We start from the raw sequence: 24,594 nt of genomic DNA, 5'->3' as shown, positions 1-24,594 counted from the left end.
TGGCTAGTGGCTGGGTGACGATTCTGATGCGCGGATTGACGCTTGAGGTGCGCTGTGCAACCAGGGTGACAGCAGGTGGGTGGACAGTGGAATGAACAGGAAAACCATCAGCGGTGTGAGGGCCAAGGTACTGACCAGCACCCGAGGCAGCAAACTCAACTCATTGAGCAGGGGCCCCAGCAAGAAGTTGAACATTAGCGATACCGGGAAGAACGCGAGCCAGATGGCCACGGCTTGTTTCCAGCGCGGTGGACGCTGACCGGCGGCACCAAACCAGCCGTCGATGCCTCTGATCCGGTGTTCCGACGGTTGGGCAAACAAGCCACTGCCGCGCACCAGCCAAGTGCTTCGTGACGCGGAATGCTCCCATGCGTGCATTGTGAATTCGTCGGCGAAGCGAAAGATGATCTGGAATTCATCGTCACCAGGGGGCGGCGCTAAAACGCCGGAGCCCAGATATCCGGGGAAGTCGGTGGCAAGTTGCTCACCTTCATGCAGCCAGGCGATGAGTTCGTGGTAGCGGCCATGGGCGACGCGGCGGGCGACCATCAGGGTGACGGGTGAGGTAGACATCGTGCATCTCCGTAAGGCGAGTGAGTTTCCCGGGTAGGGAATTCACATAACGCAGCGCCGGGGTGGTGGGCTGCGTTTAAAAGGCAGGCAAGGATTATTCCCGATTCCCACGAATAAGCCAGAGGCTGTCGTCGCTCGCGTTGTTTGTAGGGGCGGCCTTGAGGGTACAATGCTGCCACAGTTCTCAAGCGATGCCTGTCATGACCGAACCTGTTATTGGCCCTGCTCTGGGCAGCGGCCTCAAACAAGAAGAGTTGTTCCCCATTCGCGAAGTGTCGCGTATTACCGGGATCAATCCGGTCACGCTGCGCGCCTGGGAGCGGCGTTACGGGCTGATCCAGCCGACCCGCACCGACAGCGGCCACCGTCTGTATTCCCAAGCCGACATCGACGAGGTACGGAGTATTCTTGGCTGGATCGAACGCGGTGTGGCGGTCAGCAAAGTCGGAAAGATTCTCGCCAAGGCCAGCATCGTCAGGACTCAGTCCAATCCGCTTCCAGATGATGGCTTGCTGGGTGAGTGGGGTGAATGGCAGGCACAACTGCGTCGCACCATCAGCGCCTTCGATGAGCGCGGTCTGGAGCAGTTATATGGCCAGATATTTGCCAGTTACCCGTTGACCGTGGTGTTCCAGGACATTTTGATGCCGTTGTGGCAGGAGTTTCTGCTGCATCAGGATCAATTTGGCCAAGCCAGTGAATGGTTGTTTCTCGACAGCTTTTTGCGTGCGCGAACGCTGCAACGCTTGCAGATGCTGCGCGGTACGACGGAGTTGAAGGTCGTACTTGCGGCTATCCCTGGTCAATGTCGCGAGTTGGAGCTATGGGTGGCGGGGTTGATGCTGGGCACGACAGATACGTCGATCAGTGTCTTGGCGCTCGGTCAGCCACTGGAAGAGCTGAGCCTGGTCTGTGAAAAAATTCAGCCTCAGGCCTTGGTGCTGTTTTCAAATCATCCACCTGCGGCGGATCTGCCTCGGCGCCTGAAGCGCCTCGCGCTGACCCTGGATTGCCCTGTTTTGTTGGCAGGGGAGGCATCGGATTTGGCGCAAGAAAGCCTCGACGGTTCGCCCATCGCTTGCCTGGGAAGTGACGGACGTTCCATGCAGCGGCGTTTGCAGCAGTTTTTAGCGGGGCATCTGGACACATAGACGGTGTCGATGCACCGTGAAGTTTCTTGATCAGGGGGGCGCGGTTCACGGTTGCTCAGTCGAGCGGAGCAGGGTGAACCAGTAGATGTTGTTGCAGGATGTACTGGCGCAGGCGCTCAGTGTCTTCTTTGTTGCGCTGGCTCAGACGGTACGCCGCAAGACCTTGTTCTGTCAGCCGTTCGAAGGTGCCGCGCAACGCAATGGGCGCGTAGCCCGTCGGAGCAAACCATTGGGCGAAGTATTTTGGCGGTTTGGTCGCTTTGCGGTTCTCCAGCAAAATCCCCTTGAACGAGATTTCATGCACCCAGAGCGCACTCTGCGAACCTTTTTCGGTTTGCAGCGGTAGCGGTTCAGGCAGGCTCAGTCGCCACGGACGCACCTGAGGACCTTGTTCTTCATAAATACTCGGCGCGCCCAACTCCAGATGCATGGCATGGAATTCATCTTCCACCAGATGCAACGGAAAGGTCATTTGCTGGTTTTCGAACTGTGCCTGAATCGTCACCTGCTCATGGGCAGCCAGACGGGTCAGCAACTCCTGAATCTGCACGCCACCATTGACGAGCAGGCCGCGCGACGCATCACGCACGTTCAGCTTCGGGTTGTGCTGCATGTTCTGAATGAAATCCAGCTCATCCTGAGTGAGTAGGGTATCGCGTTGCATGCTAAAGCCCGAAATATGCGGTTATTAGAGAACAGACAGCTCATTCAGTGGTTTGTTAGCCCCACTTGTCATTTTTTTAGTGATTCTATCTCTGCCCGTGCGAGCGCCAGCTGGGCTTCCAGCTCGACGACGCGCTGTTGCGCTTCGATCTGTGCGCTGACATTTTTTTGAATGCCGATGAAATAGGTTAGCTGATCGGCCTCATTGAATACCGGCGTGATCGATAACTCGTTCCAGAAGGCGCTGCCGTCCTTGCGATAGTTGCGCAGCACCTGCCGGCAAGGCTGGCCGCTGGCAATTGCCTGGCGAATCACCTCCAGCCCTGGTTGCTGCCGGTCATCGGCCTGCAGGAAACGGCAATCGCGATACAAAATATCTTCCACCGCGTAGCCTGTCAGCGATTCGAATGCCTTGTTCGCATAGATCAGGATGTTGTCATCACCTTCCTGCTCAGCGACCACAATGCCATCATTCGAGGCGTTGATTACCAGCTGCAACAGTTTTGCATTGATCATGGGAAGCTTCCGTTGCGAATTGCCAAGCCAGCATTCTAAGACATCGCGCTGCGTTGGGGCATAATGCCCGACGTTTTTACTGTGTTACAGGGTCTATTTATGAAAGTGGTCATCCTTTCCGGGTCGGTCTATGGCTCTGCCGAAGAAGTCGCCCGGCATGCCGAAACAATCATTCGTGCCGCTGGCCACGAGGTTAGACACAACCCGCGTGTCACCTTGGCAGAGTTGCAAGCGTTCGCGCCCGAGGCGTTTCTGGTCGTGACCTCGACCACCGGGCTGGGTGAATTGCCTGATAACTTCCAGGCGCTCTATTCGCAGATTCGCGATCTGTTGCCTGCGGCCTGGCGTGGCTTGCCCGGCGGAGTGATTGGCCTGGGCGACGCCAGCTATGGCGATACGTTCTGCGGCGGTGGCGAGCAGGTGCGCGAGCTATTTGCCGAGCTGGGGATTCGTGAAGTGCAACCCATGTTGCGCCTGGATGCCAGCGAGACCGTTACCCCTGAATCCGATGCAGAACCGTGGCTGGCGGAGTTTATTCGTCATCTAAACGCCTGAGTCGGTCGATCGCGCGCGCACCGCGTGAGCAGGCTGGGCAGCAGCAATACCTGCCAAGCCTGTTCCGCTCTTACCCGTGCGCCCTGATATGACTCGCTCGGTCAGTAAGCTGGCTGCCAATGCAACTACCGGGATACTCAGGCCTGACTAGACTGATCGAGATGGGAATCTAATCGCGATTAGTATAAAAAGCCGAGGTGAGCACCGTGAATGTTGCCCAAGTTTTGCCCTCCCGAAGCGTGAAAGATCAAGTCAGCGCCGCCGAATGGCAGGCGCGGGTTGATCTCGCGGCCTGCTATCGGTTGGTTGCGATGCACGGTTGGGACGATCTGATTTTTACCCACATATCGGCCAAGGTTCCTGGTACCGAAGATTTCCTGATCAACCCGTTCGGCCTGATGTTTCACGAAATCACGGCATCGAGTCTGGTCAAAATCGATCAGGCCGGTAACAAATTGATGGACAGCCCCTACGAGATCAACCCGGCCGGCTACACCATTCACAGTGCGGTGCATGAAGTTCGGCATGATGTGGCTTGCGTGCTGCATACCCATACGGCGGCGGGGGTTGCGGTGTCTGCGCAAAAACAGGGGATCTTGCCGATCAGTCAGCAATCGATTTTCGTTCTGTCGAGCCTGGCTTATCACCCCTATGAAGGCGTCGCCCTTAATCATGAAGAAAAAGCGCGGCTGCAAGCTGATCTGGGTGATAACAGCTTCTTGATGCTCAACAATCATGGGCTGTTGACATGCGCCAGCAGCATTGCCGATGCCTTCCTGATGATGTTCACCTTCCAGCGTGCCTGTGAAATCCAGGTGCTGGCGCAAACCGGTGGCGCGGAGCTGATTCCTGTCGACGGGCAGATCCTGGCTGGCGCGAAAGCGATGATTGCCGGGGTGACTAAAAGCACCCAGGGCATGGGCGGGGCGTTGGCCTGGCCGGCGTTGCTGCGCACACTCGATAAACAAGACCCGAGCTACAAAGAATAATGCCGCTGGCAGAGATCCCTTTGTCCGTCTGGCGTACCCGTGGACAAAATTTTTTGTTCCGGGGCCAGACCATTCGCTACTGGGTAGCGGGGCAGGGCGAGCCATTGTTGTTGATTCATGGCTTCCCCACCGCCAGTTGGGATTGGCATTACCTGTGGCAACCCTTGACTCAGCGTTATCGGGTGATTGCCTGCGACATGCTGGGTTTCGGCGATTCGTCCAAGCCGCAGGACCATGATTACCGCCTGCTGGAACAGGCCGACCTGCAGCAGGCGCTGCTCGAGCACCTGCGGGTTGAACAGGCGGTGCATGTGTTGGCACATGACTACGGCGACAGCGTCGCCCAGGAATTGCTGGCCCGGCATTATGAAGGGACGTTCGCCATGGCCAGTTGCGTGTTCCTCAATGGCGGGCTGTTCCCGGAGACCCATCGCAAACTGCTGGTCCAGAAACTGCTGCTCAGCCCACTGGGCTGGCTGGTGGGCCGGATGTTCAGCCGGGAACGTCTGGTTAAAAGTTTTACCCAGATATTTGGCCCTGACACGCGACCCAGTGAAAGTGAGCTGGATGACTTCTGGAGCCTGATCGAAACCAACCAGGGACCGCGGATCATCCACCGTTTGATCAACTACATTCCCGAGCGAATTGTGCAGCGTGATCGCTGGTTGGCCGCCATGCGACGCGGGGATGTTCCTATGCGTGTGATCGACGGTGCGGTCGATCCGATCTCCGGTGCGCACATGGTCGAGCGCTACCGCGAATTGATCCCCAATGCCGACACTGTGCTGTTACAGGGTATCGGTCATTACCCGCAAACCGAGGCGCCAGTACTGGTTCTGCAGCATTACCTCAGTTTCCGGGCCGCATTAGATGCCCCGAGCCGGGTATTGGCGTGTTCCTGAACGTCGCTAATCAGGCCCCCCATCCTGCTACCTTATTGCGCACTATTCAGCACTGAGCGTATTGATTGTGACTGAGGGGCGAGTGTTCGACACTCAAGCCATTGTCCACCTTTGCTGGAGCTGTCCATGAGTGAGCCTGTGCGTTTTGAAGATAAGGTCGTCATCGTTACGGGGGCCGGCGGTGGCTTGGGTCGCGCCCATGCGTTGCTGTTTGCCAAACATGGCGCACGCGTAGTGGTCAACGATCTGGGGGGCTCGGCGCATGGTGAGGGTGCCAACGCGTCGGCGGCAGATCGTGTAGTTGCAGAGATTCGCGAGGCGGGCGGCACCGCGGTTGCCAACCATGACTCGGTCACTGACGGCGCCAAAATCGTACAAAACGCACTGGATGCATTCGGTCGTATCGATGTCGTGGTCAATAACGCCGGTATCCTGCGGGACAAGACCTTTGCCAAAATGGAAGACCCCGATTGGGACCTGGTGTATCGCGTGCACGTCGAAGGCGCCTACAAGGTGACCCATGCTGCCTGGCCGCACATGCGTGAGCAGAACTACGGGCGCGTGATTTTCACCTCATCGACCTCCGGCATCTACGGCAACTTCGGTCAGTCCAACTACGGCATGGCCAAGCTTGGCCTTTACGGCCTGACCCGCACCTTGGCCCTTGAAGGGCGCAAGAACAACATCCTGGTCAATGCCATCGCCCCAACCGGCGGTACACGCATGACAGAAGGGTTGATTCCGGCCGGTGTGTTCGAATTGCTTAAGCCTGAACTGATCAGTCCGCTAGTGGTGTTTCTCGGCAGCGAACAGTGCCAGGAGAGTTCAGGCCTGTTCGAAGTCGGCGGCGGCTGGATAGGCAAGACCCGCTGGGAGCGCAGCATCGGTGCCGGCTTCGACCCTCGTACCGGTTTTAGCCCGGAAGATGTCGCCGCTAGCTGGCAGAACATCTGCGACTTCGAAGGTGCAGCACACCCAAAAGACACCATCGAAGCCCTGCAAGAGATGATGAAAAACCTGCAAAAGTATAGCGCTTGATAATAGTGGCTTCATATTGAACTCGGTCGATCAGGGCATACCTGATCGGCCGAATTTTTTTGTAGGCTTATTCTTACTTTGTATGTAGGAATGATCTCTAAATCTATTTTTGATGCTGTTTTAGGTCGGACGCATATCAAGATTTTCTAACGACTCCCGATACGACGTTAATAGCTATGTCGATTTTGGAGGCCTGCATGATTGAAAATTTTGGTCTGATCAAAGACCGAATAAGCGCCTATACCTATGTGCCTGACAGGCAGTTCAGAACGTCCTCCGGTCGTTCCGTCGAGGAAGAAAGTATTGCCCAGAAGTTACGGCAATTCTGGGCGGATGATAGTATTTCGAATTCGTCGAAACTGGAGGGGTTTGAGTTTGATCTATCAGGCTTCGATCCTGAGAGTACTAGCAGTCGAGAGCTTATAAGCATAAGCGTTATGCTCCAAAAGATGGGCATAATTGATCATATTACGGGGTCTTGGCTTGGCGCGGTCGGGAGTGAGTTCAATGATCAAGGTAATCAAATAAATATGGACAAAAAAACGAATGCTTTCGAGTATTTTGACAGGAGTCTTGAGTTCCTTAAAGGTCGTATTACTGAAGGGCACGATTTTGCCAAGGAAACAGTGACTACGCTGAAAACTGCCATGACTGTTATCTTGGCCTTGCAGGAACGTGCACAGTTTTCTCGCACGCCATCGTTGATTGATACCCGGGTCTGAATAGCGCGGGCACGGAAGGCTAAACCAGGCCTGAGCCGTGACCCATGGTCATGCGGCTCAGGCAACCTTATGAGTAAACCGTTAAAGTGGGACCGAGAATATTCCTTTGTAGCGGACAGGCGTTTGGCCTTGCTGATTATCCAATACTACTCGGAACGTGCCATTACCAAGTTTTTGATAGGGGTCGAATGCACCGTTCACAACCCTTGTCCAGTCTCCCCCAGATAGCTGCTCTACCACCACGGGTAATCGCTCGCCTGCAACGCTCCTCAGTTGAATATTGTGCGCCGTGGTACCGCATTTTGTGGTAAATGGGCCGTGCACAACTTTGTATTCACCCGCGTTCGCAATGCTCTCGTAAATAGTACCGTTATTTCTGAAACACATTGGCGCTGCCCCAATACTGGCGACAGGCTCCGCGAAGCTTGACCCCGAAAATTGGCATAGCAGCAATGAAATCAGCAGTGCGTTAATCTTGTTGTTCATGATGAAGATCCTTGAGTCTGTCAGGTTGTTTTATGAGTGATGTCTGGTTTTTGGATGTCGATGGTTAACGCTAATACCGTTCAAGTAACACTCGAATTCCGACTTGGCGACTTAAGGTTAATCATGCTTTCTTGTCAGTCTGCATCTGAAATAAGTGTAGGGCTTTTCCGGGTCGATGAAGTTTCTCTATTTTTTGTACGACATTTCTTGTTGTTACGTAGGCGTTGGATGGAATTCAAACACGCCTTGTTTGAACTATAAAGTTGTCGAGCCGTTTCCCGATATGCCCAATGAGTTGTCTATTTATTGAGTCGGGAGAACACCATGTCAACATTTAGCATCTGGGGCGACCTGCCTGCCGTTTTTATTCGGCAGCCGCCAGAAAGTACATTGCCCAAAGCATCCGCCACCGCGCTGACCCATAGCATCCTGCTGGAAATCGGCGAAAATCCAATTGCGCTTGATGCAGAATATATGGACACACTGAAGTTGAAGCCGCAGCTCAAGGGCTTCAATCCTGAAGAGATCACACCCAATGAGCTCAGTCAGTTAGGCAAGCAGCTTTACAAGTTTGGCCTTATCGATAATCACACAGCCGAGCTCATGGACAGAGCCGGTGCCGAGTTTGATAGAGACGGAGTGCCAATCAACCCGGATGTGAATATCAACGCGCTGGATTTTTTCGCGGGCAGGATATCGTCCATGAAGGACAACTCATTGCGCGGTGATCCCTATGCCACGATGTTGCTCCCCGACTATATCCGGGCGGTTCATGTCATGCAGAACCTGCACACGTACGCGACGACGGGCGATAGCTACGCCAGCCAGCGTGCGAAAGAGCGGGAGTAAAGTGCGGGTGGGAATTTGGTGCGGTGATGGCTTATAGCTATTATCGCTGAATGACAGGCAAAAAAAAGCCGCTGTTTAAACAGCGGCTAAACAAGACGTTAGATCCAGGAGCTTTCAAACCAACGTCGATAAACCTGGGGGCGAATCAGTCCGTAGAAGCTCATGTTTGAGCCACTGCCGGTACACAGTAAGTAATCAAGTCACTTGAATGAATCACCGGCGTTTTAAGGGTTCTGGCCGGTTGCTGTGAAAGCCCGGCAAGAATAAAGAATTCAGGCTCAATGAAACAGAGCAGTTTGCGACATTGACTGTTACATACCCGGCAATAGTGGGGTGGTTCCGGTTGTTGTCCGCAAAATCTCGCCAGGATTTGCAGCGCCCGGAAGCTCAATCCATGTCCCTCATCATGGATCATCCATGCCATCGATGATGGCGAGCAAAGCCGTGCCAGACGGGGGATTCATTCTTTAGAGGTACATCGAGAATACCTCCTTGGTGCGCTTATCCCTCCTGGTGGCTGTGAGTAGGGTGATTTCTTCTGCAACCACCAGGGGGAAGACGCATGACAACAACAATAATGCGCGCCATCTTCAAGCCACAGACGCTGGCCATCGCCGTGGCTCTGGGCTGCACGGCTCAGGCGCACGCCGTTTCATTCAATATTGGAGAAATCGAAGGGCAATTCGACTCCTCGCTGTCGCTCGGCGCAAGCTGGGGTTTGCGTAACGCAGACCCCAGTCTGGTCAGCACTGTGAACGGCGGCAAAGGGCAGGCGGCCACGGGCGATGACAACCGTTTGAACTTCAAGAAAGGTGACGCCTTCTCGGAGATTTTCAAAGGGGTCCATGACCTGCAACTGAAGTACGGCGACAGTGGCGTGTTCCTGCGGGGCAAATATTGGTATGACTTCGTCCTTGAAAACCAAACTCAAGACTTCAAGAACGTCAGCGATAACGGGCGCAAAGAAGCGGCCAAATCGTCGGGCTATCAACTGCTCGACGCCTTCGTCTATCACAGCTACAGCATCGCTGATCTACCGGGCACTGTGCGCGCAGGCAAACAGGTGGTCAGTTGGGGCGAAAGTACCTTCATCGGTAACTCGATCAACTCGATCAATCCCATCGACGTGTCGGCGTTCCGACGCCCTGGCGCCGAGATCAAGGAAGGGCTGATTCCGGTCAACATGCTCTTCGGTTCCCAAGGATTGACCGACAAGCTCAGCGTCGAGGGTTTTTACCAGTTGCAATGGCAAGAGACGGTTGTCGACAACTGCGGCACCTTCTTCGGTAACGACGTGGTGGCCGAAGGGTGTAACAACAACTACGACGTGGGTAACCCGGCCATCAAACCGTTGCAACCGATTGCTGCTGCCTTTGGCCAGGGATTCCAGGTTACGCCTGAAGGCGTGGTCGTCCCCCGTGGCAGCAGCCGTGATCCAAAAAACACCGGCCAGTTCGGTGCAGCGCTACGCTGGTTGGGTGACGACACCGAGTACGGCCTGTACTTCGAGAACTTACACAGCCGTCTGCCAGTCCTGAGCACCAAGACGGCGGGTCTGGCGACATTGAGTGCCATTCCACGTATCGCCGCTGCGGCCAACGCCGTTGCCCCAGGCAGCGGTGCGGGTCTTGCGCAGAGCACCATGCTCGGTAATGGCCAGTACTATCTTGAATACCCGGAAAATGTTCGGTTGTTCGGCGCCAGCTTCGCCACCACCCTGTCAGAGGGTACGGCCTGGAATGGCGAAATCAGCTACCGGCCCAATGCCCCGGTGCAGCTCAATACGACTGATCTGACCCTGGCGCTGCTTAACCCGATTGCTCGCGGGACTGCGTCACCGATTGCATCGAGCCCTGGTGCGGATAACAAAGGTTACCGGCGCAAAGAAATCACCCAGATCCAGTCCACATTGACCCACTTCTTCGACCAAGTGCTGGGGGCTGAACGGCTGACTGTGGTTGGCGAAGCGGCAATCGTCCATGTGGGAGGGCTGGAACCCACCAGCGAGCTGCGTTATGGCCGTGACTCGGTCTACGGTGCCTATGGCTTTGGTGGCGATACCAGCGGTTTTGTCACGTCGACATCATGGGGTTATCGCGCCCGGGCGATTCTCGATTACGCCAACGTTTTCGCCGGGATCAACCTCAAGCCCAACCTGTCGTGGTCCCATGACGTGCATGGTTACGGCCCTAACGGCTTGTTTAACCAGGGTGCAAAAGCGGTCAGCTTCGGGGTCGATGCCGACTACCGCAACACCTACACCGCGAACCTTAGTTATACCGATTTCTTCGGTGGTAATTACAACACGCTGACCGATCGTGACTTCGTTTCATTGAGCGTCGGCGTGAACTTCTGATCGGCTTGAAAAGGACATGACTATGCGCAAGATGATCCTGCAATGTGGCGTCCTGGCGCTGAGCCTGTTGGCAGCCAACGTAATGGCTGCGGTGTCGGCAGACGAAGTCGCGAAACTGGGCAAAAGCCTGACACCATTGGGGGCAGAAATGGCAGGGAATGCCGACGGTTCGATCCCTGCTTACACCGGCGGTCTCCCGGTCAATGCGGGGGCGGTGGACAGTAAGGGTTTCCTCGCGGATCCGTTCGCCAACGAGAAACCACTGTTTATCATCACCGCCAGCAACATGACACAGTACAAAGACAAACTGTCCGATGGGCAGCAGGCGATGTTCCAGCGTTATCCCACGACCTATCGGATTCCGGTTTATCCGAGTCATCGCACCGTAGCCTTGCCGCAAAAGGTCTATGACGCGGCGAAGAAAAGCGCGGCCACGGTGACGACCATCAATGATGGCAACGGCTTGGCCCATTTTGCCGAAAGCCGCTACTACGCGTTCCCGATCCCTAAAACCGCGAATGAAGTGCTGTGGAACCACATCACCCGTTACCACGGGGGCAACCTGCACCGCACCATCACCCAGGTAACTCCCCAAGTGAACGGTGCGTTCGACTCGGTCACGTTCGAAGAGGACGTCGGTGCCCCGGAGGACATACCGGACCTGAAACCAGAAGAAGGCGCGAATATCCTGACCTTCTTCAAGCAGGAAGTGACGAAGCCTGCGCGCCTGGCCGGTAATGTGTTGCTGGTGCACGAAACCCTCGATCAAGTGAAAGAACCGCGTCTAGCCTGGATCTACAATGCGGGTCAGCGGCGTGTCCGGCGTGCGCCGCAAGTGGCGTATGACGGTCCGGGTACTGCGGCGGATGGCCTGCGCACGTCGGACAACTTCGACATGTTCTCGGGTGCCCCGGATCGCTACGACTGGAAGTTGATCGGCAAGAAAGAAATGTACATCCCGTACAACAGCTACAAACTTGACTCGCCGAGCCTCAAGTACAGCGACGTAATCAAGGCTGGGCATATCAATCAGGACCTGGCCCGTTATGAGCTGCACCGGGTGTGGGAATTGGTCGGCACACTCAAAGCCGGTGAGCGGCATATCTATGCCAAGCGCCATATGTACATCGACGAGGATACCTGGCAGATCGCGCTGGTCGACCATTACGACGGTCGCGGCCAGCTCTGGCGGGTGGCCGAGGGTCATGCGCAGTTTTATTACGACCACCAAGTGCCGGCTTACACCCTTGAAGCCCTGTACGATTTGAACGCCGGCCGCTACATCGCACTGGGCATGAAGAACGAGGAGAAACGCAGCTTCCAGTTCGGCCTGAAGCTCCACGTGTCTGACTTCACCCCCAACGCCCTGCGCAACGCGGGCATCCGCTAATCGGTTGCAACTTACGTCTCAATCCGCTTGAAAAGCCATTCACGGTTACTGTGAGTGGCTTTTTTTATGGGGGATGATAAGCGCGCCAAATACTCCTACAGCAAGGTGTGACGAACGGCTTAGTGTGAGTGCGCAGGCAAGAATAACAAGGGACCATCCCATGACTGCCTTTACCGTTCATGCGGGGCGTGCGGACCACTGGCCGCGATTGTCTCCTCAGCACCTGACACGCAGCCGGTTGACCGCGCCTTTGCTGGCCTCGAGTGCACGGGTCAAGCTACTGTGCGCGCCAGCGGGCAGTGGTAAAAGTGCATTGCTCGGCGAGTGTCTCCGCCAGGCGCCTCAGGACTGTCTTGTCGGCTGGCTGCCGCTGGCTGGAGAAGCGCAAACGCCGGCCGGCTTCTGTGCGTTGCTGGCCACTGTTTTGGGCCTTGATGAGGCTGACGAGACCGGTGTTCTGAGTCAGTTGGCCCACCGGCAAACACCGTGCTGGATCGTGCTCGACGACTATTGTCGTGTCCCTGCGCCCGCGCTGGATCATTGTCTTGATCGCTTGCTGGCTGTCAGCAGCCCAGCGGTGACCTGGTGGATTAGCGGGCGCAGACGTCCTCTGTGTAACTGGCCACGTCTGCTGCTCAGCGGCGAATTGCTCGAACGCTATGGCCCGGCGCTGGCGTTCAATCAGGCAGAAATCGAACAGCTGTTGGCCCATGAGCCTGTCGTCTGGCCGCCCGAAGCCGCCGCTGCGATCTTTATCCAAAGTGCCGGTTGGTGAGTTGGCGTACGCGTTGCGTTGCTCAGCCCGAGCGACTGGTGCGTTTCCGAAGACTTCAGTGCTCTGCACCTCAACCGGCAACACCGTTCGACAACCTTGATCGATTACCTTGAGCACGAACTGTTCGCCGGGCTCGCCCCCGAATTGGCTGAGGCCTGGCGTGTGCTGGCGCATTTGCCGCGCTTCAATCCAGGTCTGTGCGAGCACCTGTTTGGGGCTGGCGAGGGTGGGCAATGGCTCAAGGCATTGCAGGACATGGGCAGCTTTATCGAACCTTGCGAGCACGACACCGATTGGTTGCAGGTATTTCCGCCGTTGGCCCAATGCCTGCACGATGAAGCATGGCCCGCGAGGCGCTCCTGGCATCGTCGTGCCTGCCAATGGTTCAGCGTAGAAAGGGATTGGCAATCGGCGATCGAACACGCCTTGCAGGCTGAACAGTACGAAATCGCTGTCAGTCTGCTGCAAAACGTTGACTTCTCCTACCTGTTGCAAGGGCAGAATGTGGCGTTGCTGCTGGACCTGCACGAACGCTTCGCCGACTTGATGCTGGGCACGCCGCACCTGATCAGCCTGACCAGTTCGGCGTTGGTGTACGCCGGCCGTTTTGACCAGGCCTGTGCGTGCCTGGAGCATCTGGCTCGTTTTTCGCCGCAACCCTCGGCCACTCAACAGCGTGAATTGATCGCCCTGTGGCAGGCACAGCAAGGCTGGCTTCAGCATCTTTGGGGTAAGGCGGACCTCGCTGTCGGGCATCTGCAGGACGCCTGTCGGGAGCTGTCGCAAAGCATGTGGCAAGTTCGGGTGATGTGCCTGTCCGGGCTGACGCAACAGGCGCTGCTCAATGGCCAGTTCGATCAAGCGCTGGCGCATAATCGTACCGCGCTGTGTCTGGCCCGGGGCGAGGGTTCTCTGCTGTTGGAAGCCTTGCTCGAACTCGATCATGCGCAATTGCTGGAACAGCGCGGGGCATTACAGCGCAGTGAGAGCACGCTGGAGAAAATGCACGATTTGCTGTTGATTCAGCACGCTCCCGCAGGCCCGTTGCTGGGCCGGATTGCGTTGCGCCGGGGGCGTCTGGCCCTGCGCCAAGGCCAGGATCAGCAAGCGAAGCTGCATTACCGGAGCGGCCTAGAGCAATGTTTGCGCAGCAAAGACAAACTGGCGTTGTTCGGTTTTTTGGGATTGGCGACGTTGGACGCCAATCAGGGCGACTACGCACGGGCATTCGTCTGGCTGCGCGATGCCGAGCGCGTGATGCAACAAAACCATATCCCGGAATATTTTTGGCGAGGCGTGCTGCTGCAAGTCAGCAGTCACTTCTGGCTGCAACAAGGTCGTGCGGGCCTGGTACAAGAGGCTCTGGCCAGGGTTCTGCGTCACCTCCGGCGTCATCCGGCAAAACATGCGCCGCCAGCCACGCTGGAATTGATTCCGAGTATCGAATACCTGCTGGTGCTGGCCGAAGTCTATCTGCATCAGGCCGAACAGCCATTGCAACGCTTGCACATCCTGCAGCGGAAGGCCCATCAAGAAGGCATGCACAGCCTTGAGACCGAACTTTATCTGGCCATGGCAGAGGTGGCGTTTTTGCAAGCCGATGTGCAAACCGCGCATGCCTGTCTGGCTGAGGGCCTGGCACTGATAGGTCGCTTCAATTTGCAGCAACCGTTACGCGAACTGAGGCTGCGTCAGCCGACACTGTTGCGCGAGTTGGGGGTGGAAGACGACCTGATTGCCGCCGCCGACAATCCCCTCAGCCAGCGTGAACTCGAAGTACTCAAGCTGATCGCCCACGGCAGCTCTAATCTGCAAATCGCCGAGCAGTTGTTCATTTTTCTGCACACGGTGAAAACCCATGCCCGGCGCATCCATAGCAAACTGGGGGTCGAACGCCGCACACAGGCGGTGGCGAAGGCCAAAGCGTTGGGGTTGATGGCCTGAGTTGGGCGGCTAGTGAAACGCGCTGTTGGGTGGCAAATGGCTCAACCGTTCAGTCAGACGCAAGCGCTGAATCGGATCGTCGCTGAGTAACAACGCATGTTCGAGGTCGAAGCGCTCAGCCTGCGGGCATTCGAGTGACTGGTACAGGCTGGCACGGGCGAGGTGATCGCTGGTGGTCGCCTGGCCCAGTTCCACGACCCGGTCAGCGTCCTTGAGCGACGCCAGGAAATCATCATTTAGTTGATGCAGGTGCCGCAGGTTGCGAGACAAGCGTTGCACCATGGCCATGTCGGTCGCGCGAACCATGTGCCCGGACTGGAGCTGCATGTCCGGGCCGAATTGGCGGGCCAGCAGTTCGCGGCAATCCTTAGGGTAAAGCCTGCGTCCTCCGCAGGGATCGAGGAGGTGATCTGCACCCGGCATACGCAGCAGAAAATGCCCCGGAAAGTTGACACCCTCCAGCGGGATTTCCAGACGCCTGGCCAGCTCCAGCGCAATGATCGCCAGCCCCAAGGGTTGTCCACGGCGGCGCTGCAAAATTTTGTGCAGCAACGCCGACTGGGGTTTTGGATGACTCCAGTCGTCCTGCTGAAACCCCAACGTGTTCAGCTGACGCAGCAAGGGTTGCGCCAATTCCCCCGCCGGTAACAATGGCAGGGCCGCACTGATCTGGCGCTTCAGGTCCTCGATATTCTGAAACGCTTGTTCTGGCAAAAACTCCGGATCGTGTTCGGCCGACACCCACAAAGCCGCTTCAAAAACTGAAGGCGGCGTGCGTTGCAGGCAGGCAATGCAAGCTTGACGTGGGGTCATCGACCTCTCCGGTGGATCAGGCGTGTGGAGTCATACGTCGGACTATTCATCTGACTTCACATGCCTTGTTTTAGCCCCAGCAGTCGATTTCGTCCAGTACCGTCGCTGCCGCCGAGTCAGGGGCTCGAGTGTTATGCCCTGGAGCCGATCCGCGCGGGTTTGCTTATGCTTGAGCGATCAGTCGCTTTTTTTTTCAGCGCCTATACTCGCAGTAGAAAAAAGAACCGGGAGCAATACCGATGTTCGCTCTCATGCAAAGCTCAAACGTTGAAACGTTACACTTCATCGTGGATCCAGAAACCGGGCTCAAGGCGGTGATCGCGATTCACAGCAGCAAAAAAGGCCCAGCCCTCGGCGGGTGTCGTTACCTTGCCTATGTGGATGAGGAAAGCGCCATTGAGGATGCTATTCGTCTGGCGCAAAACATGAGTTATAAAGCGGTGCTGGCCGGGTTACCTTTTGGCGGCGGTAAAGCAGTGATCATGCGTCCGGCGCATGTTCCCAATCGTGCCGCGCTGTTCGAATCCTTCGGCCGCTTTATCGAAACCCTGGACGGTCGGTACATCACCGCTGTCGACAGCGGCACCTCCAGCGCCGACATGGATTGCATCGCCCAGTGCACCCAACATGTCACCAGCACCACCGAAGCGGGTGATCCTTCGCCACACACGGCCATGGGCGTGTTCGCCGGTATTCGTACCACGGCGCTGGCGCGACTGGGCAGCGACAATCTTGAAGGCCTGCGGGTGGCGATTCAGGGGCTCGGGCATGTCGGTTATGCCTTGGCCGAACAGCTGCATGCGGCAGGCGCTGAACTGCTGGTCAGCGATTTGGACAGCGGCAAGGTGCAATTGGCCATGGAACAACTGGGCGCACATCCAATTGCGTGCGAAGCGTTGCTCAGCACACCGTGCGACATCCTTGCGCCTTGTGGGCTGGGCGCCATTCTCAATAGTCATAGCGTCGCTCAACTGCGTTGCGCAGCGGTGGCTGGCGCGGCCAATAATCAGCTGAGTAGCTTGCAGGTTGCGGATAATCTGGAAAACCGGGGCATTCTTTATGCGCCGGATTATGTGATCAACTCCGGCGGCCTGATCTATGTCGCCCTGCAGCATCAGGGGGAATCACTGGGTACCATCACCGCACATCTGTCGCGAATCGGACTACGATTAACTGAGGTTTTTGCCCACGCCCAAGCGGAGAAGCGCTCCCCTGCGCGCGTCGCCGATATGTTGGCAGAACGCCTGCTGAACGTCGGCTAGCACCTACCCGGTGTCACCCGACAAGACCTTGCCGTCACACGCGGCGAGACGGGTCGCCACGCGTACTGTCGCGTGTTGGGAGGGTGCCGTGTCCTATAACAAAATCAATGTTGCATACACTCGCTATCTCACCCCTGAAGGTGGCCTGGTCGGCGAACTTCCGCGCTGGGCGGATGACTTCAACCTGCTGACCCAGCTCTATAAGCAAATGGTATTGACCCGCCTGTTCGACCAGAAAGTCGTCGCGCTGCAACGCACCGGGCGCATTGGCACCTACGCGCCGACTCTTGGTCAGGAAGCCATCGGGGTCGCCATTGGTAGCCTGATGCAACCTGACGATGTATTGGTCCCCTACTACCGCGACACAGCCGTGCAACTATTGCGCGGCGTGCGTATGGAAGAAATTCTCCTGTATTGGGGCGGAGATGAACGTGGCAGTCACTATGCCGAACCGGCCGTAGCCCAGGACTTTCCGGTGAACATCCCGATTGCAACCCAGGCCTTGCATGCCTGCGGTGTCGCCACGGCGTTCAAAATTCGTGGCGAGCATAGGGTGGTGGTGACCACCTGCGGCGACGGTGCAACCAGCAAGGGTGATTTCCTCGAAGCGCTCAACGTCGCGGGCACCTGGCAACTGCCTGTGGTGTTCGTGATCAATAACAATCAGTGGGCGATTTCTGTGCCCCGACGCATCCAGTGCGGCGCGCCGACGCTGGCGCAAAAAGCCATCGGCGCCGGTTTTCAGGGTGAGCAGGTCGATGGCAACGACATGCTGGCGGTCTACGACAGGGTGCAGAACGCTCTGGCGCGCGCCCGCAAAGGCAAAGGTCCGATGCTGCTGGAGTGCCTGAGTTATCGCCTCGGCGACCACACCACTGCGGATGACGCCACTCGTTACCGCTCAGCTGAAGAGGTCAAGCACGCCTGGCTGGAAGAGCCGGTCAAACGCCTGCAATCGCTCATGGTGAGCCAGAATGTCTGGGATGAGGGCCGCGAGCGGGCGCTGGTCAGTGAATGCCAGGCGTTGGTGCAGAAGGCGGTGGATACCTTCGACCGCGCTGGCACTCAAGCGCCTGAGTCGGTAATTGATCACGTCTACGCCAAATGGCCGGAGGCCCTGGCTGAGCAGCGCGAATGGTTCCTTGAACGGGCGATGCGTCGTGCCGGGAGTGACGCTCATGGCGAATGAAAAAGTCACGCTGCTGGAAGCGGTCAATCTGGCGCTGCATCGGGCCATGGTCGAGGACGAAAATGTGGTGATCCTGGGTGAAGACGTTGGTGTTAACGGTGGGGTGTTCCGCGCCACTCAAGGTTTACGCGACAGCTTCGGTTTCAAGCGGGTCATCGATTCGCCGCTGGCTGAAACCATGCTGGGTGGCCTGGTGATCGGCATGGCGGCGCAGGGGTTGAAACCGGTGGTGGAAATCCAGTTCATGGGTTTCATCTATGCCGCCATGGAGCAACTGGTGTCCCACGCCAGCCGCCTGCGCAATCGCACGCGAGGTCGCTTGAGTTGTCCGATGGTAATGCGCACTCCAATGGGTGCCGGGATTCGCGCACCCGAGCATCACAGCGAAAGCACCGAAGCATTGTTCGCGCATATTCCCGGCTTGCGCGTGGTCATCCCTTCTTCGCCAGCACGGGCCTATGGTTTGCTGCTGGCGGCCATTGATGACCCTGATCCGGTGATCTTCCTCGAGCCGACGCGACTCTACCGGATGAACCCGCAACCGTTGGTGGACGACGGCAAACGACTGCCGCTGGACACTTGTTTCACTCTGCGTGAAGGCGGCGACATCACCCTGGTCAGCTGGGGTGCGAGTGTGCTCGAGACCCTGCAAGCAGCCAGCGCGCTGGCGGAGCGAGGTGTGTCGGCCGAAGTGATCGATGTCGCCTGCGTCAAGCCACTGGACCTCGACACGCTGGAAGCTTCGGTGCGTAAAACAGGACGTTGTGTGATCGTCCACGAAGCGCCGCGTTCGTGTGGCGTTGGGGCGGAAATCGCGGCCAGCCTCTATGAACGGGTATTCCTCGATTTGCAGGCGCCGATCCAGCGGGTCACCGCGCCAGACATCCCGCCGCCGCTGTATCGGCTGGAGCATCTGTACATCCCCGGCGTTGCGGACATCCTTCACGCGTGTGACAACGCCTTGAATTTCGCCTGAGGAGACCCGCCATGAAGTATTTCAAACTACCGGACCTGGGCGAAGGTTTACAGGAAGCCGAGATTGTCCGATGGCACGTCGCGGCCGGTGAAACGGTCAAGACCGATCAGTTGCTCGTGTCGGTGGAAACCGCCAAAGCTATTGTTGATATTCCTGCGCCGTACGATGGCATCGTGGCGAAAACCTATGGCGGTGAGGGTGACATCCTGCACGTGGGTGAGCCGCTGATGGCGTATGAAGGGGAGGGTGATGCCGGCACGGTGGTTGGGCGTCTTGAAGGCGGTGGCAACAGTCAGGACGATCAGTTTTTTATTGGTGCGGCGCCGTCGACTCGCGAACACATGGCCTCCCGCGCCACGCCTGTGGTGCGCCAGTTGGCCCGACAGCTTGGCGTTGATCTCAGTGCCGTGAGTGGCTCTGGCCGCGATGGCTTGATCACCCGCGCCGATGTCGAAGGTGCGGCACAGGTGGAACGCGATAAATTTGGCGGGGAAAAACTGCACGGTGTGCGTCGCAGCATGGCGCTGAACATGGCCCGCTCCCACGCTGAAGTGGTGCCGGTGACGATTTTTGCTGACGCTGATTTGCACCGCTGGGGGCACGCCCGCGACCCCTTGATTCGTTTGGGCCAAGCTTTGGTGGCTGCGTGCAAGGTAGAGCCTGTACTCAACAGTGGGTTCGAGGGTAAATCCTTATCGATCAAGCAGCATGAAACGCTCGACCTGGGAATCGCTATTGATACGCCTGACGGCTTGTTCGTGCCGGTGTTGCGCAATGTTGGCAACCGTACAGCCGAGGATTTGAAAAAGGGCATGGACCGACTGCGGGCTGACGTCAAAGCGCGCTCGATTCCGCCCAAAGAAATGATGGGCGCCACCCTGACCCTGTCCAATTTCGGCACCTTGTTCGGGCGTTACGCCAATCCGGTGGTCATCCCGCCACAAGTGGCTATCCTCGGTGCTGGCGGCATTCGTGACGAGCCGGTTGCGGTAAACGGCAATGTGGTGGTGCATCCAATATTGCCGCTGTCATTGACCTTCGACCATCGCGCCGTGACCGGCGGCGAAGCGGCGCGGTTCTTCAAAGCGTTGGTGATAGCGCTGGAAAAACCGGAGGGGTGATTGACCGCGGCGTGCCGAACACACCGCATCAACGTCATTCTTCCAACGGCGCACTGAGCAGTTCGGACAGTGCGTCCGGCTGGTTCTTGAAGGCCTTGGCGAAAATATCACGATTTTTCGCCATGTAAATCCCGGCTTCTTCCACTTGTGACTCCGTCAACGACGGCACTGCTCTTTGCAATACTTCGGCGAGCAACTCGGCCAGCTCAAGCATTTTGTCATGACGATCAGCTTCGGCTTTATCCATGAACAAACGCTCCAGATCTCGGCTGCTGCGGTATACCACTTCGACGGCCATTCACCACCTCACATGCCTTTACGATAATGTGTCTTTAGCGACTACTGTATTTTTATACAGCTAAAAGCATAAGCGAACCGATTCGATTTGGATAGTGGCTTTTTTACCTCCCTGCGCATCGGGGGAGCGTTGAGATGTGTCTTGTGACAAAGAATCACGCTCTCAACCATAGACTTTGGCCCCGATTCTGCTTGGAAAGCTGCTACAAAATGCAGCACAACGGAAAATAGTCACGTAGGTACTGCATCATCCGATCGAGTTGCCCACAGCGGGTGTCGGGATCTGTTTCAAGAGCAGGCCCACCGATGATTCATACGGACAGGGTTAGTCGTTTTTTAACATTGAAAGGTCAGGGGTAAGAATCATGGAAACCAAATGGGCGGAAAAGCTCCGCGAAAACCTGCATTCCCGAGCGGAGTCATTCGGCAATCTCTGCGTCGAAGGCTTCCATTTCATGGCGCTGTTCGCGATTGGTGGGATCACTGCCTGGGCTTCTGTGGTTGCTTTTTTGGGGATGGTCGAGAAGGGAAACGTCACGGTCGATGACATCTTGTTGCTGTTCATTTACCTGGAATTAGGGGCGATGACAGGGATTTATTTCAAGACCAATCACATGCCCGTGCGGTTTCTGATTTACGTCGCCATCACGGCACTCACCCGATTGTTGATTTCGGATGTGTCGCACCATGCGCCACCGGATCTGGGTGTGGTTTATCTCTCGGGCGCCATTCTCTTGCTCGCCTTTTCGATTCTGGTCGTGCGATATGCTTCGTCGCAGTTCCCGTCAGCAAAAATCCCTGATCCGCACAGCACTGTAAAAGGTGCCGTGATTGAAGAGAAAGGGGAGATTTGACCGGTAAGTTGGCCTGTACGGGGCTGGGTTCAGTCCGGGCACATGACCCAGGCCCGCTCGCGTCTACACGCTGATCCTCAAATGGGGTTGATTGCTCAGCCAGTCTTTGCGCGGCACGTGCAGTTGATTGAGGTTATCGCCGTCGGTCATTGCGGTGAGAATCTTCATGGCGCTGTGGCCTTGCTCGATGGCAATGCCGAATTGCACGCTTTCAATCAGGCGGCGCATACGTTTGGGTTCATTGCGCTGTGCGGCACTGATGAGGCGTTTGGCGACGACACCCGTTTCATTGGACAAGGTCAGCATGATGCTGCCCTCAAGGCTCTGAATGCTCAGGTTGACCCGGTATTGGGGCTGAAAGGCGTCAGTGATGAGTTGAAAAGGGTTGTCCATGGCCTGTTACCTAGTCAAGAAGTCTCCCTAAGTTGACCTGCGGTGGATAGATTAAGTTCGCGAAGCCAGATCAATCCGACGCCTTGACGAAGAAGGGCGGGCCTGTTTGCACAGGCCCGCCCTTCTTTAAGTGATTGCTCCAATAGCTAGGGTATTGAAATCAATCATGCTGCCGGATTAGCCGTGCAACACCTCATCCTTTTCGAGTTCTTTTTCCAAAAACTCTTCCTGAAGCAGGGCGTCCGGGTTTTCTGCTCCCTCTTCCAGATCACCTTCTGCTACTGGCGCACCGGCACGTTTGTCGCGCAATTTACCGAACAAATGCTCAAGGGCATGCTCGAGTTTTTCCGCCGCGCCTTCCACAGCCCGATCCAGCGTATCGGCTTTGTGGGTAACTGAAATCGGTTGGTGTCCTTTTGGACGAGCTTCCATCTGGCAGCGTTTGTCATGCGGGCCTGGCTTCTCGCCATTTTCGTCGCGGAGATGGACTTCGACGCGAGTCAGGTCTTCTTCGTAGCGTTCGAGCGTGCTCTCAACGGTGGTACGTACCCACTCCTCCAGTCGGATGCTGTTTTCGATGTGGTTATCGCAATTGACCTGGATTTGCATAGATTTTCCCTTACTTAGGCTTGCTCGTATGAGAACTGACGGTTTCGCTCGGGGAGTTCAAACCATTTGCCTCTCACCTCCAGTGTTGGCGCCGATGAGGAAACAATTCAAGCCCTTTGTGCACAGAAATATTTTGATGTGGGAAAAACCAGGGGTGGCAGGCCGGGACTCGAGCGTCAGCGACGGGCTTTGGCGCAAGGTCCGTACTGATTTTATGTAGGCGCTGCCGAAAGCGTTGATCCGTTACCGGGCAAACGCCAACCGATATTCCCCCGGCGTCGCGCCCATTGCCTGGCGAAATCGATTATTGAAGTGACTCGCGCTGGCAAAGCCGCACGCCATGGCAATATCGCCGAACGCTTGGTTGCCGGTACGCAGCAGGTGCCGGGCATGGGTCAGGCGGCGGGCGAGCAGGTATTGATGGGGCGGCAGACCGAAGCTTTCGCGGAACATGCGGGCGAAGTGGTATTCAGACAGCGCGCATTGCCCCGCCAGTAGCCCAAGGCTGATGGGGGCTGACAGGTGGTTCTCGATGTAGTCCACCAACTGCCGCCGCAGGTGCGGAGCCAGGCCGCCTTTGAGGCGCAGACCTTCGCGCTGGCCAACCTGGCTGAGCAGGGCATGGCTGAGCATGTCGTGGGCCAGGCTGCTGGTCAGCAGGCGCTCGCCGGGTTCGCTCCAGTTGAGCTGGATCAACCGGCGAAAACGCTGCACTTGTTCGGGGTCGTCGATGAAGGTGCTTTCGCGCAGTTGCAGCTCGCGGGGCTCACGGTCCAGCAGAGTGATGCAGCCCAGCGCGAATTGCTCGGGGCTGATGTACAGGTGTGCAAGACGGATCTCGCCATTGATCACCCACGCGGACTCATGTCCGGCGGGCAACACACATAACTTGCCCGGTCCGCCCTTGTCGTTGGGTCGCTCGCGGCGAAAGGTCCCGGTGCCACCCGCGATATAGCAGGACAGCGTGTGGTGGCTCGGCGCCTGGTACTCCTGCGCATCATGCCGGTTGTTCCAGAGGGCCGCGACCATGCCGTCACCCAGCCCCGCGCTTTGTTCCAGACGAGCGTTGGGCGAGCTGTTCAGGGCTTGAAAGACTTGGATGGTTTCCAGTGGTGGCATAACTGATTCTCTCCGATTCGCATCCTACTCCGTAGCGCCCGCGCTGCCAGCCTCCACTCGATTAAATGCGCAAGATTGTGCAAGTAGGCGCTAATGCAAAGCGCCAGACTGAGGCTTCAATCAGGAGCCCGACGATGAACCTCTCGCTTTATCTACTCACCGTTTTGATCTGGGGCACGACCTGGATCGCTCTGAAACTGCAGCTCGGCGTCGTGGCAATTCCGGTGTCGATTGTCTATCGCTTCGGCTTCGCTGCCCTGGTGTTATTCGTGATGCTGCTGTTGAGCGGGCGTCTGCAAAAGGTCAATCGGCGCGGGCAATTCATTTGTCTTGCGCAGGGCCTGTGCCTGTTCTGCGTCAACTTCATGTGCTTCTACACGGCCAGTCAGTGGATCCCAAGCGGCTTGATCGCCGTGGTGTTCTCCACCTCGACGCTGTGGAACGCACTGAATGCCCGGATTTTTTTCCGCCAGAAAGTCGCGCGCAATGTGCTCGCCGGGGGGGCGTTGGGACTGATCGGTCTGGCGTGTCTGTTCTGGCCTGAACTGTCCGGGCGTACGGCCAGTCACGAAACCTTGCTCGGTCTGGGCCTGGCCCTGCTCGGTACGCTGTGCTTCTCCGCCGGTAATCTGTTGTCCAGCCTGCAACAAAAAGCCGGCTTGCGCCCCCTGACCACCAATGCCTGGGGGATGTTCTACGGTGCGGCGATGCTCAGTGTGTATTGTCTACTCAGCGGTACGCCCTTCAGCTTCGAATGGAACACGCGCTACATCGGCTCGCTGGTGTATCTGGTGATTGCCGGCTCGGTCATCGGCTTTACCGCTTACTTGACCCTGGTCGGACGCATGGGACCGGAACGCGCGGCGTATTGCACCGTGCTATTCCCGGTGGTCGCGCTGAATATCTCGGCGTTCGTCGAAGGCTACCAATGGACACTGCCCGCGTTGATGGGGCTGGTGTTGGTGATGCTGGGGAATGTGCTGGTGTTTCGTAAGCCAAAGCAGCCTGCCGTTAACCCTGCCAATAGCGGCAACGGCAAGCTGGTTTAAAGA

At 57.0% G+C, this 24,594-nt stretch carries 24 protein-coding genes and 1 pseudogene; 16 read left to right on the top strand and 9 right to left on the bottom strand.

From position 1 onward, the window contains the following. Nucleotides 1-3: 3 nt before the first annotated feature. Nucleotides 4-573 (bottom strand): antibiotic biosynthesis monooxygenase, encoded by a 570-nt coding sequence (locus QN399_RS19770; protein ID WP_330201454.1) that lies wholly within the window; start codon nucleotides 571-573, stop codon nucleotides 4-6. 200 nt (nucleotides 574-773) lie between these two features. On the opposite strand from QN399_RS19770, the gene QN399_RS19765 reads away from it, so the two are divergent. Further along, nucleotides 774-1,724: a MerR family transcriptional regulator gene (locus tag QN399_RS19765; protein ID WP_322177978.1), complete on the top strand. Its 951-nt coding sequence runs from the start codon at nucleotides 774-776 to the stop codon at nucleotides 1,722-1,724. 55 nt (nucleotides 1,725-1,779) lie between these two features. Here the strand turns inward: QN399_RS19765 and QN399_RS19760 are convergent, their stop codons facing one another. Together QN399_RS19760 and QN399_RS19755 are read right to left on the bottom strand one after the other, a co-directional pair. Then, nucleotides 1,780-2,388 carry a hypothetical protein gene (locus tag QN399_RS19760; protein WP_322177979.1) on the bottom strand — a complete coding sequence of 203 codons (609 nt, stop codon included), beginning with the start codon at nucleotides 2,386-2,388 and terminating at the stop codon, nucleotides 1,780-1,782. A 68-nt stretch (nucleotides 2,389-2,456) separates the two neighbouring features. Beyond that, nucleotides 2,457-2,903 (bottom strand): PAS domain-containing protein, encoded by a 447-nt coding sequence (locus QN399_RS19755; RefSeq protein WP_322177980.1) that lies wholly within the window; start codon nucleotides 2,901-2,903, stop codon nucleotides 2,457-2,459. A 99-nt stretch (nucleotides 2,904-3,002) separates the two neighbouring features. On the opposite strand from QN399_RS19755, the gene QN399_RS19750 reads away from it, so the two are divergent. From QN399_RS19750 to QN399_RS19730, 5 genes are all read left to right on the top strand, one after another. Beyond that, nucleotides 3,003-3,458, top strand: coding sequence for a flavodoxin (locus QN399_RS19750; RefSeq protein WP_322177981.1), 456 nt, complete (start codon nucleotides 3,003-3,005; stop codon nucleotides 3,456-3,458). A gap of 206 nt (nucleotides 3,459-3,664) precedes the next feature. Next, entirely contained in the window at nucleotides 3,665-4,447 is a 783-nt protein-coding gene (locus tag QN399_RS19745) for a class II aldolase/adducin family protein (RefSeq protein WP_323565620.1), read from the top strand. After that, nucleotides 4,447-5,349, top strand: coding sequence for an alpha/beta hydrolase (locus tag QN399_RS19740; protein ID WP_322177983.1), 903 nt, complete (start codon nucleotides 4,447-4,449; stop codon nucleotides 5,347-5,349). The genes QN399_RS19745 and QN399_RS19740 overlap by 1 nt, the downstream gene beginning before the upstream one ends. A 126-nt stretch (nucleotides 5,350-5,475) precedes the next feature. Continuing rightward, nucleotides 5,476-6,387, top strand: coding sequence for an SDR family oxidoreductase (locus QN399_RS19735; protein ID WP_322278420.1), 912 nt, complete (start codon nucleotides 5,476-5,478; stop codon nucleotides 6,385-6,387). Nucleotides 6,388-6,584: 197 nt separating this feature from the next. Then, nucleotides 6,585-7,109: a hypothetical protein gene (locus tag QN399_RS19730; RefSeq protein ID WP_323569347.1), complete on the top strand. Its 525-nt coding sequence runs from the start codon at nucleotides 6,585-6,587 to the stop codon at nucleotides 7,107-7,109. Nucleotides 7,110-7,190: 81 nt separating this feature from the next. Here QN399_RS19730 and QN399_RS19725 read toward each other — a convergent pair whose 3' ends face one another. Next, nucleotides 7,191-7,595: a hypothetical protein gene (locus tag QN399_RS19725; RefSeq protein WP_330201453.1), complete on the bottom strand. Its 405-nt coding sequence runs from the start codon at nucleotides 7,593-7,595 to the stop codon at nucleotides 7,191-7,193. A gap of 324 nt (nucleotides 7,596-7,919) precedes the next feature. Between QN399_RS19725 and QN399_RS19720 the strand changes: the two genes are divergently transcribed. The 4 genes and pseudogenes from QN399_RS19720 (at nucleotide 7,920) to QN399_RS19705 (ending at nucleotide 14,909) form a co-directional block, all read left to right on the top strand. Further along, a complete protein-coding gene (locus QN399_RS19720; protein ID WP_322177986.1) occupies nucleotides 7,920-8,444 on the top strand; it encodes a hypothetical protein in 525 nt (174 codons plus the stop codon). A 562-nt stretch (nucleotides 8,445-9,006) separates the two neighbouring features. Beyond that, entirely contained in the window at nucleotides 9,007-10,800 is a 1,794-nt protein-coding gene (locus QN399_RS19715; RefSeq protein ID WP_330201452.1) for a DUF1302 domain-containing protein, read from the top strand. Between the two features lie 22 nt (nucleotides 10,801-10,822). Next, nucleotides 10,823-12,190 carry a DUF1329 domain-containing protein gene (locus QN399_RS19710; protein WP_322177988.1) on the top strand — a complete coding sequence of 456 codons (1,368 nt, stop codon included), beginning with the start codon at nucleotides 10,823-10,825 and terminating at the stop codon, nucleotides 12,188-12,190. A gap of 160 nt (nucleotides 12,191-12,350) precedes the next feature. Next, a pseudogene (locus tag QN399_RS19705) lies at nucleotides 12,351-14,909 on the top strand (LuxR C-terminal-related transcriptional regulator). A 9-nt stretch (nucleotides 14,910-14,918) separates the two neighbouring features. Here the strand turns inward: QN399_RS19705 and QN399_RS19700 are convergent. Continuing rightward, nucleotides 14,919-15,722 (bottom strand): transglutaminase family protein, encoded by an 804-nt coding sequence (locus QN399_RS19700; RefSeq protein WP_330201451.1) that lies wholly within the window; start codon nucleotides 15,720-15,722, stop codon nucleotides 14,919-14,921. Between the two features lie 239 nt (nucleotides 15,723-15,961). On the opposite strand from QN399_RS19700, the gene QN399_RS19695 reads away from it, so the two are divergent. From QN399_RS19695 to QN399_RS19680, 4 genes are all read left to right on the top strand, one after another. Then, nucleotides 15,962-16,984 carry a Glu/Leu/Phe/Val dehydrogenase dimerization domain-containing protein gene (locus QN399_RS19695; RefSeq protein WP_322278426.1) on the top strand — a complete coding sequence of 341 codons (1,023 nt, stop codon included), beginning with the start codon at nucleotides 15,962-15,964 and terminating at the stop codon, nucleotides 16,982-16,984. Between the two features lie 88 nt (nucleotides 16,985-17,072). After that, complete coding sequence (pdhA, locus tag QN399_RS19690; RefSeq protein ID WP_330201450.1) at nucleotides 17,073-18,173, top strand: pyruvate dehydrogenase (acetyl-transferring) E1 component subunit alpha; 1,101 nt, start codon at nucleotides 17,073-17,075, stop codon at nucleotides 18,171-18,173. Further along, nucleotides 18,163-19,149, top strand: coding sequence for an alpha-ketoacid dehydrogenase subunit beta (locus tag QN399_RS19685; RefSeq protein ID WP_330201449.1), 987 nt, complete (start codon nucleotides 18,163-18,165; stop codon nucleotides 19,147-19,149). The genes pdhA and QN399_RS19685 overlap by 11 nt, the downstream gene beginning before the upstream one ends. Nucleotides 19,150-19,160: 11 nt before the next feature. Beyond that, a complete protein-coding gene (locus tag QN399_RS19680; RefSeq protein ID WP_322177994.1) occupies nucleotides 19,161-20,270 on the top strand; it encodes a dihydrolipoamide acetyltransferase family protein in 1,110 nt (369 codons plus the stop codon). Nucleotides 20,271-20,304: 34 nt separating this feature from the next. On the opposite strand, the gene QN399_RS19675 is transcribed toward QN399_RS19680, so the two are convergent. Continuing rightward, the gene (locus QN399_RS19675) at nucleotides 20,305-20,568 is read right to left on the bottom strand and encodes a YebG family protein (protein WP_322177995.1); all 264 of its coding nucleotides are present in this window, start codon (nucleotides 20,566-20,568) and stop codon (nucleotides 20,305-20,307) included. A gap of 364 nt (nucleotides 20,569-20,932) precedes the next feature. On the opposite strand from QN399_RS19675, the gene QN399_RS19670 reads away from it, so the two are divergent. Then, nucleotides 20,933-21,421: a phosphate-starvation-inducible PsiE family protein gene (locus tag QN399_RS19670; RefSeq protein ID WP_322177996.1), complete on the top strand. Its 489-nt coding sequence runs from the start codon at nucleotides 20,933-20,935 to the stop codon at nucleotides 21,419-21,421. 63 nt (nucleotides 21,422-21,484) lie between these two features. On the opposite strand, the gene QN399_RS19665 is transcribed toward QN399_RS19670, so the two are convergent. The 3 genes from QN399_RS19665 to QN399_RS19655 all read right to left on the bottom strand — a co-directional run bounded on the left by QN399_RS19665 (nucleotide 21,485) and on the right by QN399_RS19655 (nucleotide 23,542). Beyond that, nucleotides 21,485-21,814, bottom strand: coding sequence for a DUF3509 domain-containing protein (locus tag QN399_RS19665; protein ID WP_219060889.1), 330 nt, complete (start codon nucleotides 21,812-21,814; stop codon nucleotides 21,485-21,487). Nucleotides 21,815-21,991: 177 nt separating this feature from the next. Beyond that, the gene (locus tag QN399_RS19660) at nucleotides 21,992-22,423 is read right to left on the bottom strand and encodes an HPF/RaiA family ribosome-associated protein (RefSeq protein WP_322177997.1); all 432 of its coding nucleotides are present in this window, start codon (nucleotides 22,421-22,423) and stop codon (nucleotides 21,992-21,994) included. A 243-nt stretch (nucleotides 22,424-22,666) separates the two neighbouring features. Beyond that, nucleotides 22,667-23,542 (bottom strand): AraC family transcriptional regulator, encoded by an 876-nt coding sequence (locus QN399_RS19655; RefSeq protein ID WP_322177998.1) that lies wholly within the window; start codon nucleotides 23,540-23,542, stop codon nucleotides 22,667-22,669. A 134-nt stretch (nucleotides 23,543-23,676) separates the two neighbouring features. Between QN399_RS19655 and QN399_RS19650 the strand changes: the two genes are divergently transcribed. Next, nucleotides 23,677-24,591 (top strand): DMT family transporter, encoded by a 915-nt coding sequence (locus tag QN399_RS19650; RefSeq protein ID WP_322278430.1) that lies wholly within the window; start codon nucleotides 23,677-23,679, stop codon nucleotides 24,589-24,591. Nucleotides 24,592-24,594 lie beyond the last annotated feature (3 nt).

Source organism: Pseudomonas sp. 10C3 (genome assembly GCF_036346185.1).
In the GTDB taxonomy this organism is placed as follows: domain Bacteria; phylum Pseudomonadota; class Gammaproteobacteria; order Pseudomonadales; family Pseudomonadaceae; genus Aquipseudomonas.
This window is presented reverse-complemented; position numbering and strand designations above follow the sequence as displayed.

Coding starts and splice junctions, on each gene's coding strand:
- QN399_RS19715 (WP_330201452.1), top strand. CDS start 9,007: ATGACAACAACAATAATGCGCGCCATCTTCAAGCCACAGACGCTGGCC.
- QN399_RS19750 (WP_322177981.1), top strand. CDS start 3,003: ATGAAAGTGGTCATCCTTTCCGGGTCGGTCTATGGCTCTGCCGAAGAA.
- QN399_RS19675 (WP_322177995.1), bottom strand. CDS start 20,568: ATGGCCGTCGAAGTGGTATACCGCAGCAGCCGAGATCTGGAGCGTTTG.
- QN399_RS19660 (WP_322177997.1), bottom strand. CDS start 22,423: ATGCAAATCCAGGTCAATTGCGATAACCACATCGAAAACAGCATCCGA.
- QN399_RS19685 (WP_330201449.1), top strand. CDS start 18,163: ATGGCGAATGAAAAAGTCACGCTGCTGGAAGCGGTCAATCTGGCGCTG.
- QN399_RS19680 (WP_322177994.1), top strand. CDS start 19,161: ATGAAGTATTTCAAACTACCGGACCTGGGCGAAGGTTTACAGGAAGCC.
- QN399_RS19755 (WP_322177980.1), bottom strand. CDS start 2,903: ATGATCAATGCAAAACTGTTGCAGCTGGTAATCAACGCCTCGAATGAT.
- QN399_RS19765 (WP_322177978.1), top strand. CDS start 774: ATGACCGAACCTGTTATTGGCCCTGCTCTGGGCAGCGGCCTCAAACAA.
- QN399_RS19730 (WP_323569347.1), top strand. CDS start 6,585: ATGATTGAAAATTTTGGTCTGATCAAAGACCGAATAAGCGCCTATACC.
- QN399_RS19700 (WP_330201451.1), bottom strand. CDS start 15,722: ATGACCCCACGTCAAGCTTGCATTGCCTGCCTGCAACGCACGCCGCCT.
- QN399_RS19725 (WP_330201453.1), bottom strand. CDS start 7,595: ATGAACAACAAGATTAACGCACTGCTGATTTCATTGCTGCTATGCCAA.
- QN399_RS19650 (WP_322278430.1), top strand. CDS start 23,677: ATGAACCTCTCGCTTTATCTACTCACCGTTTTGATCTGGGGCACGACC.
- QN399_RS19655 (WP_322177998.1), bottom strand. CDS start 23,542: ATGCCACCACTGGAAACCATCCAAGTCTTTCAAGCCCTGAACAGCTCG.
- QN399_RS19665 (WP_219060889.1), bottom strand. CDS start 21,814: ATGGACAACCCTTTTCAACTCATCACTGACGCCTTTCAGCCCCAATAC.
- QN399_RS19695 (WP_322278426.1), top strand. CDS start 15,962: ATGTTCGCTCTCATGCAAAGCTCAAACGTTGAAACGTTACACTTCATC.
- QN399_RS19670 (WP_322177996.1), top strand. CDS start 20,933: ATGGAAACCAAATGGGCGGAAAAGCTCCGCGAAAACCTGCATTCCCGA.
- QN399_RS19735 (WP_322278420.1), top strand. CDS start 5,476: ATGAGTGAGCCTGTGCGTTTTGAAGATAAGGTCGTCATCGTTACGGGG.
- QN399_RS19760 (WP_322177979.1), bottom strand. CDS start 2,388: ATGCAACGCGATACCCTACTCACTCAGGATGAGCTGGATTTCATTCAG.
- QN399_RS19720 (WP_322177986.1), top strand. CDS start 7,920: ATGTCAACATTTAGCATCTGGGGCGACCTGCCTGCCGTTTTTATTCGG.
- QN399_RS19770 (WP_330201454.1), bottom strand. CDS start 573: ATGTCTACCTCACCCGTCACCCTGATGGTCGCCCGCCGCGTCGCCCAT.
- QN399_RS19740 (WP_322177983.1), top strand. CDS start 4,447: ATGCCGCTGGCAGAGATCCCTTTGTCCGTCTGGCGTACCCGTGGACAA.
- QN399_RS19710 (WP_322177988.1), top strand. CDS start 10,823: ATGCGCAAGATGATCCTGCAATGTGGCGTCCTGGCGCTGAGCCTGTTG.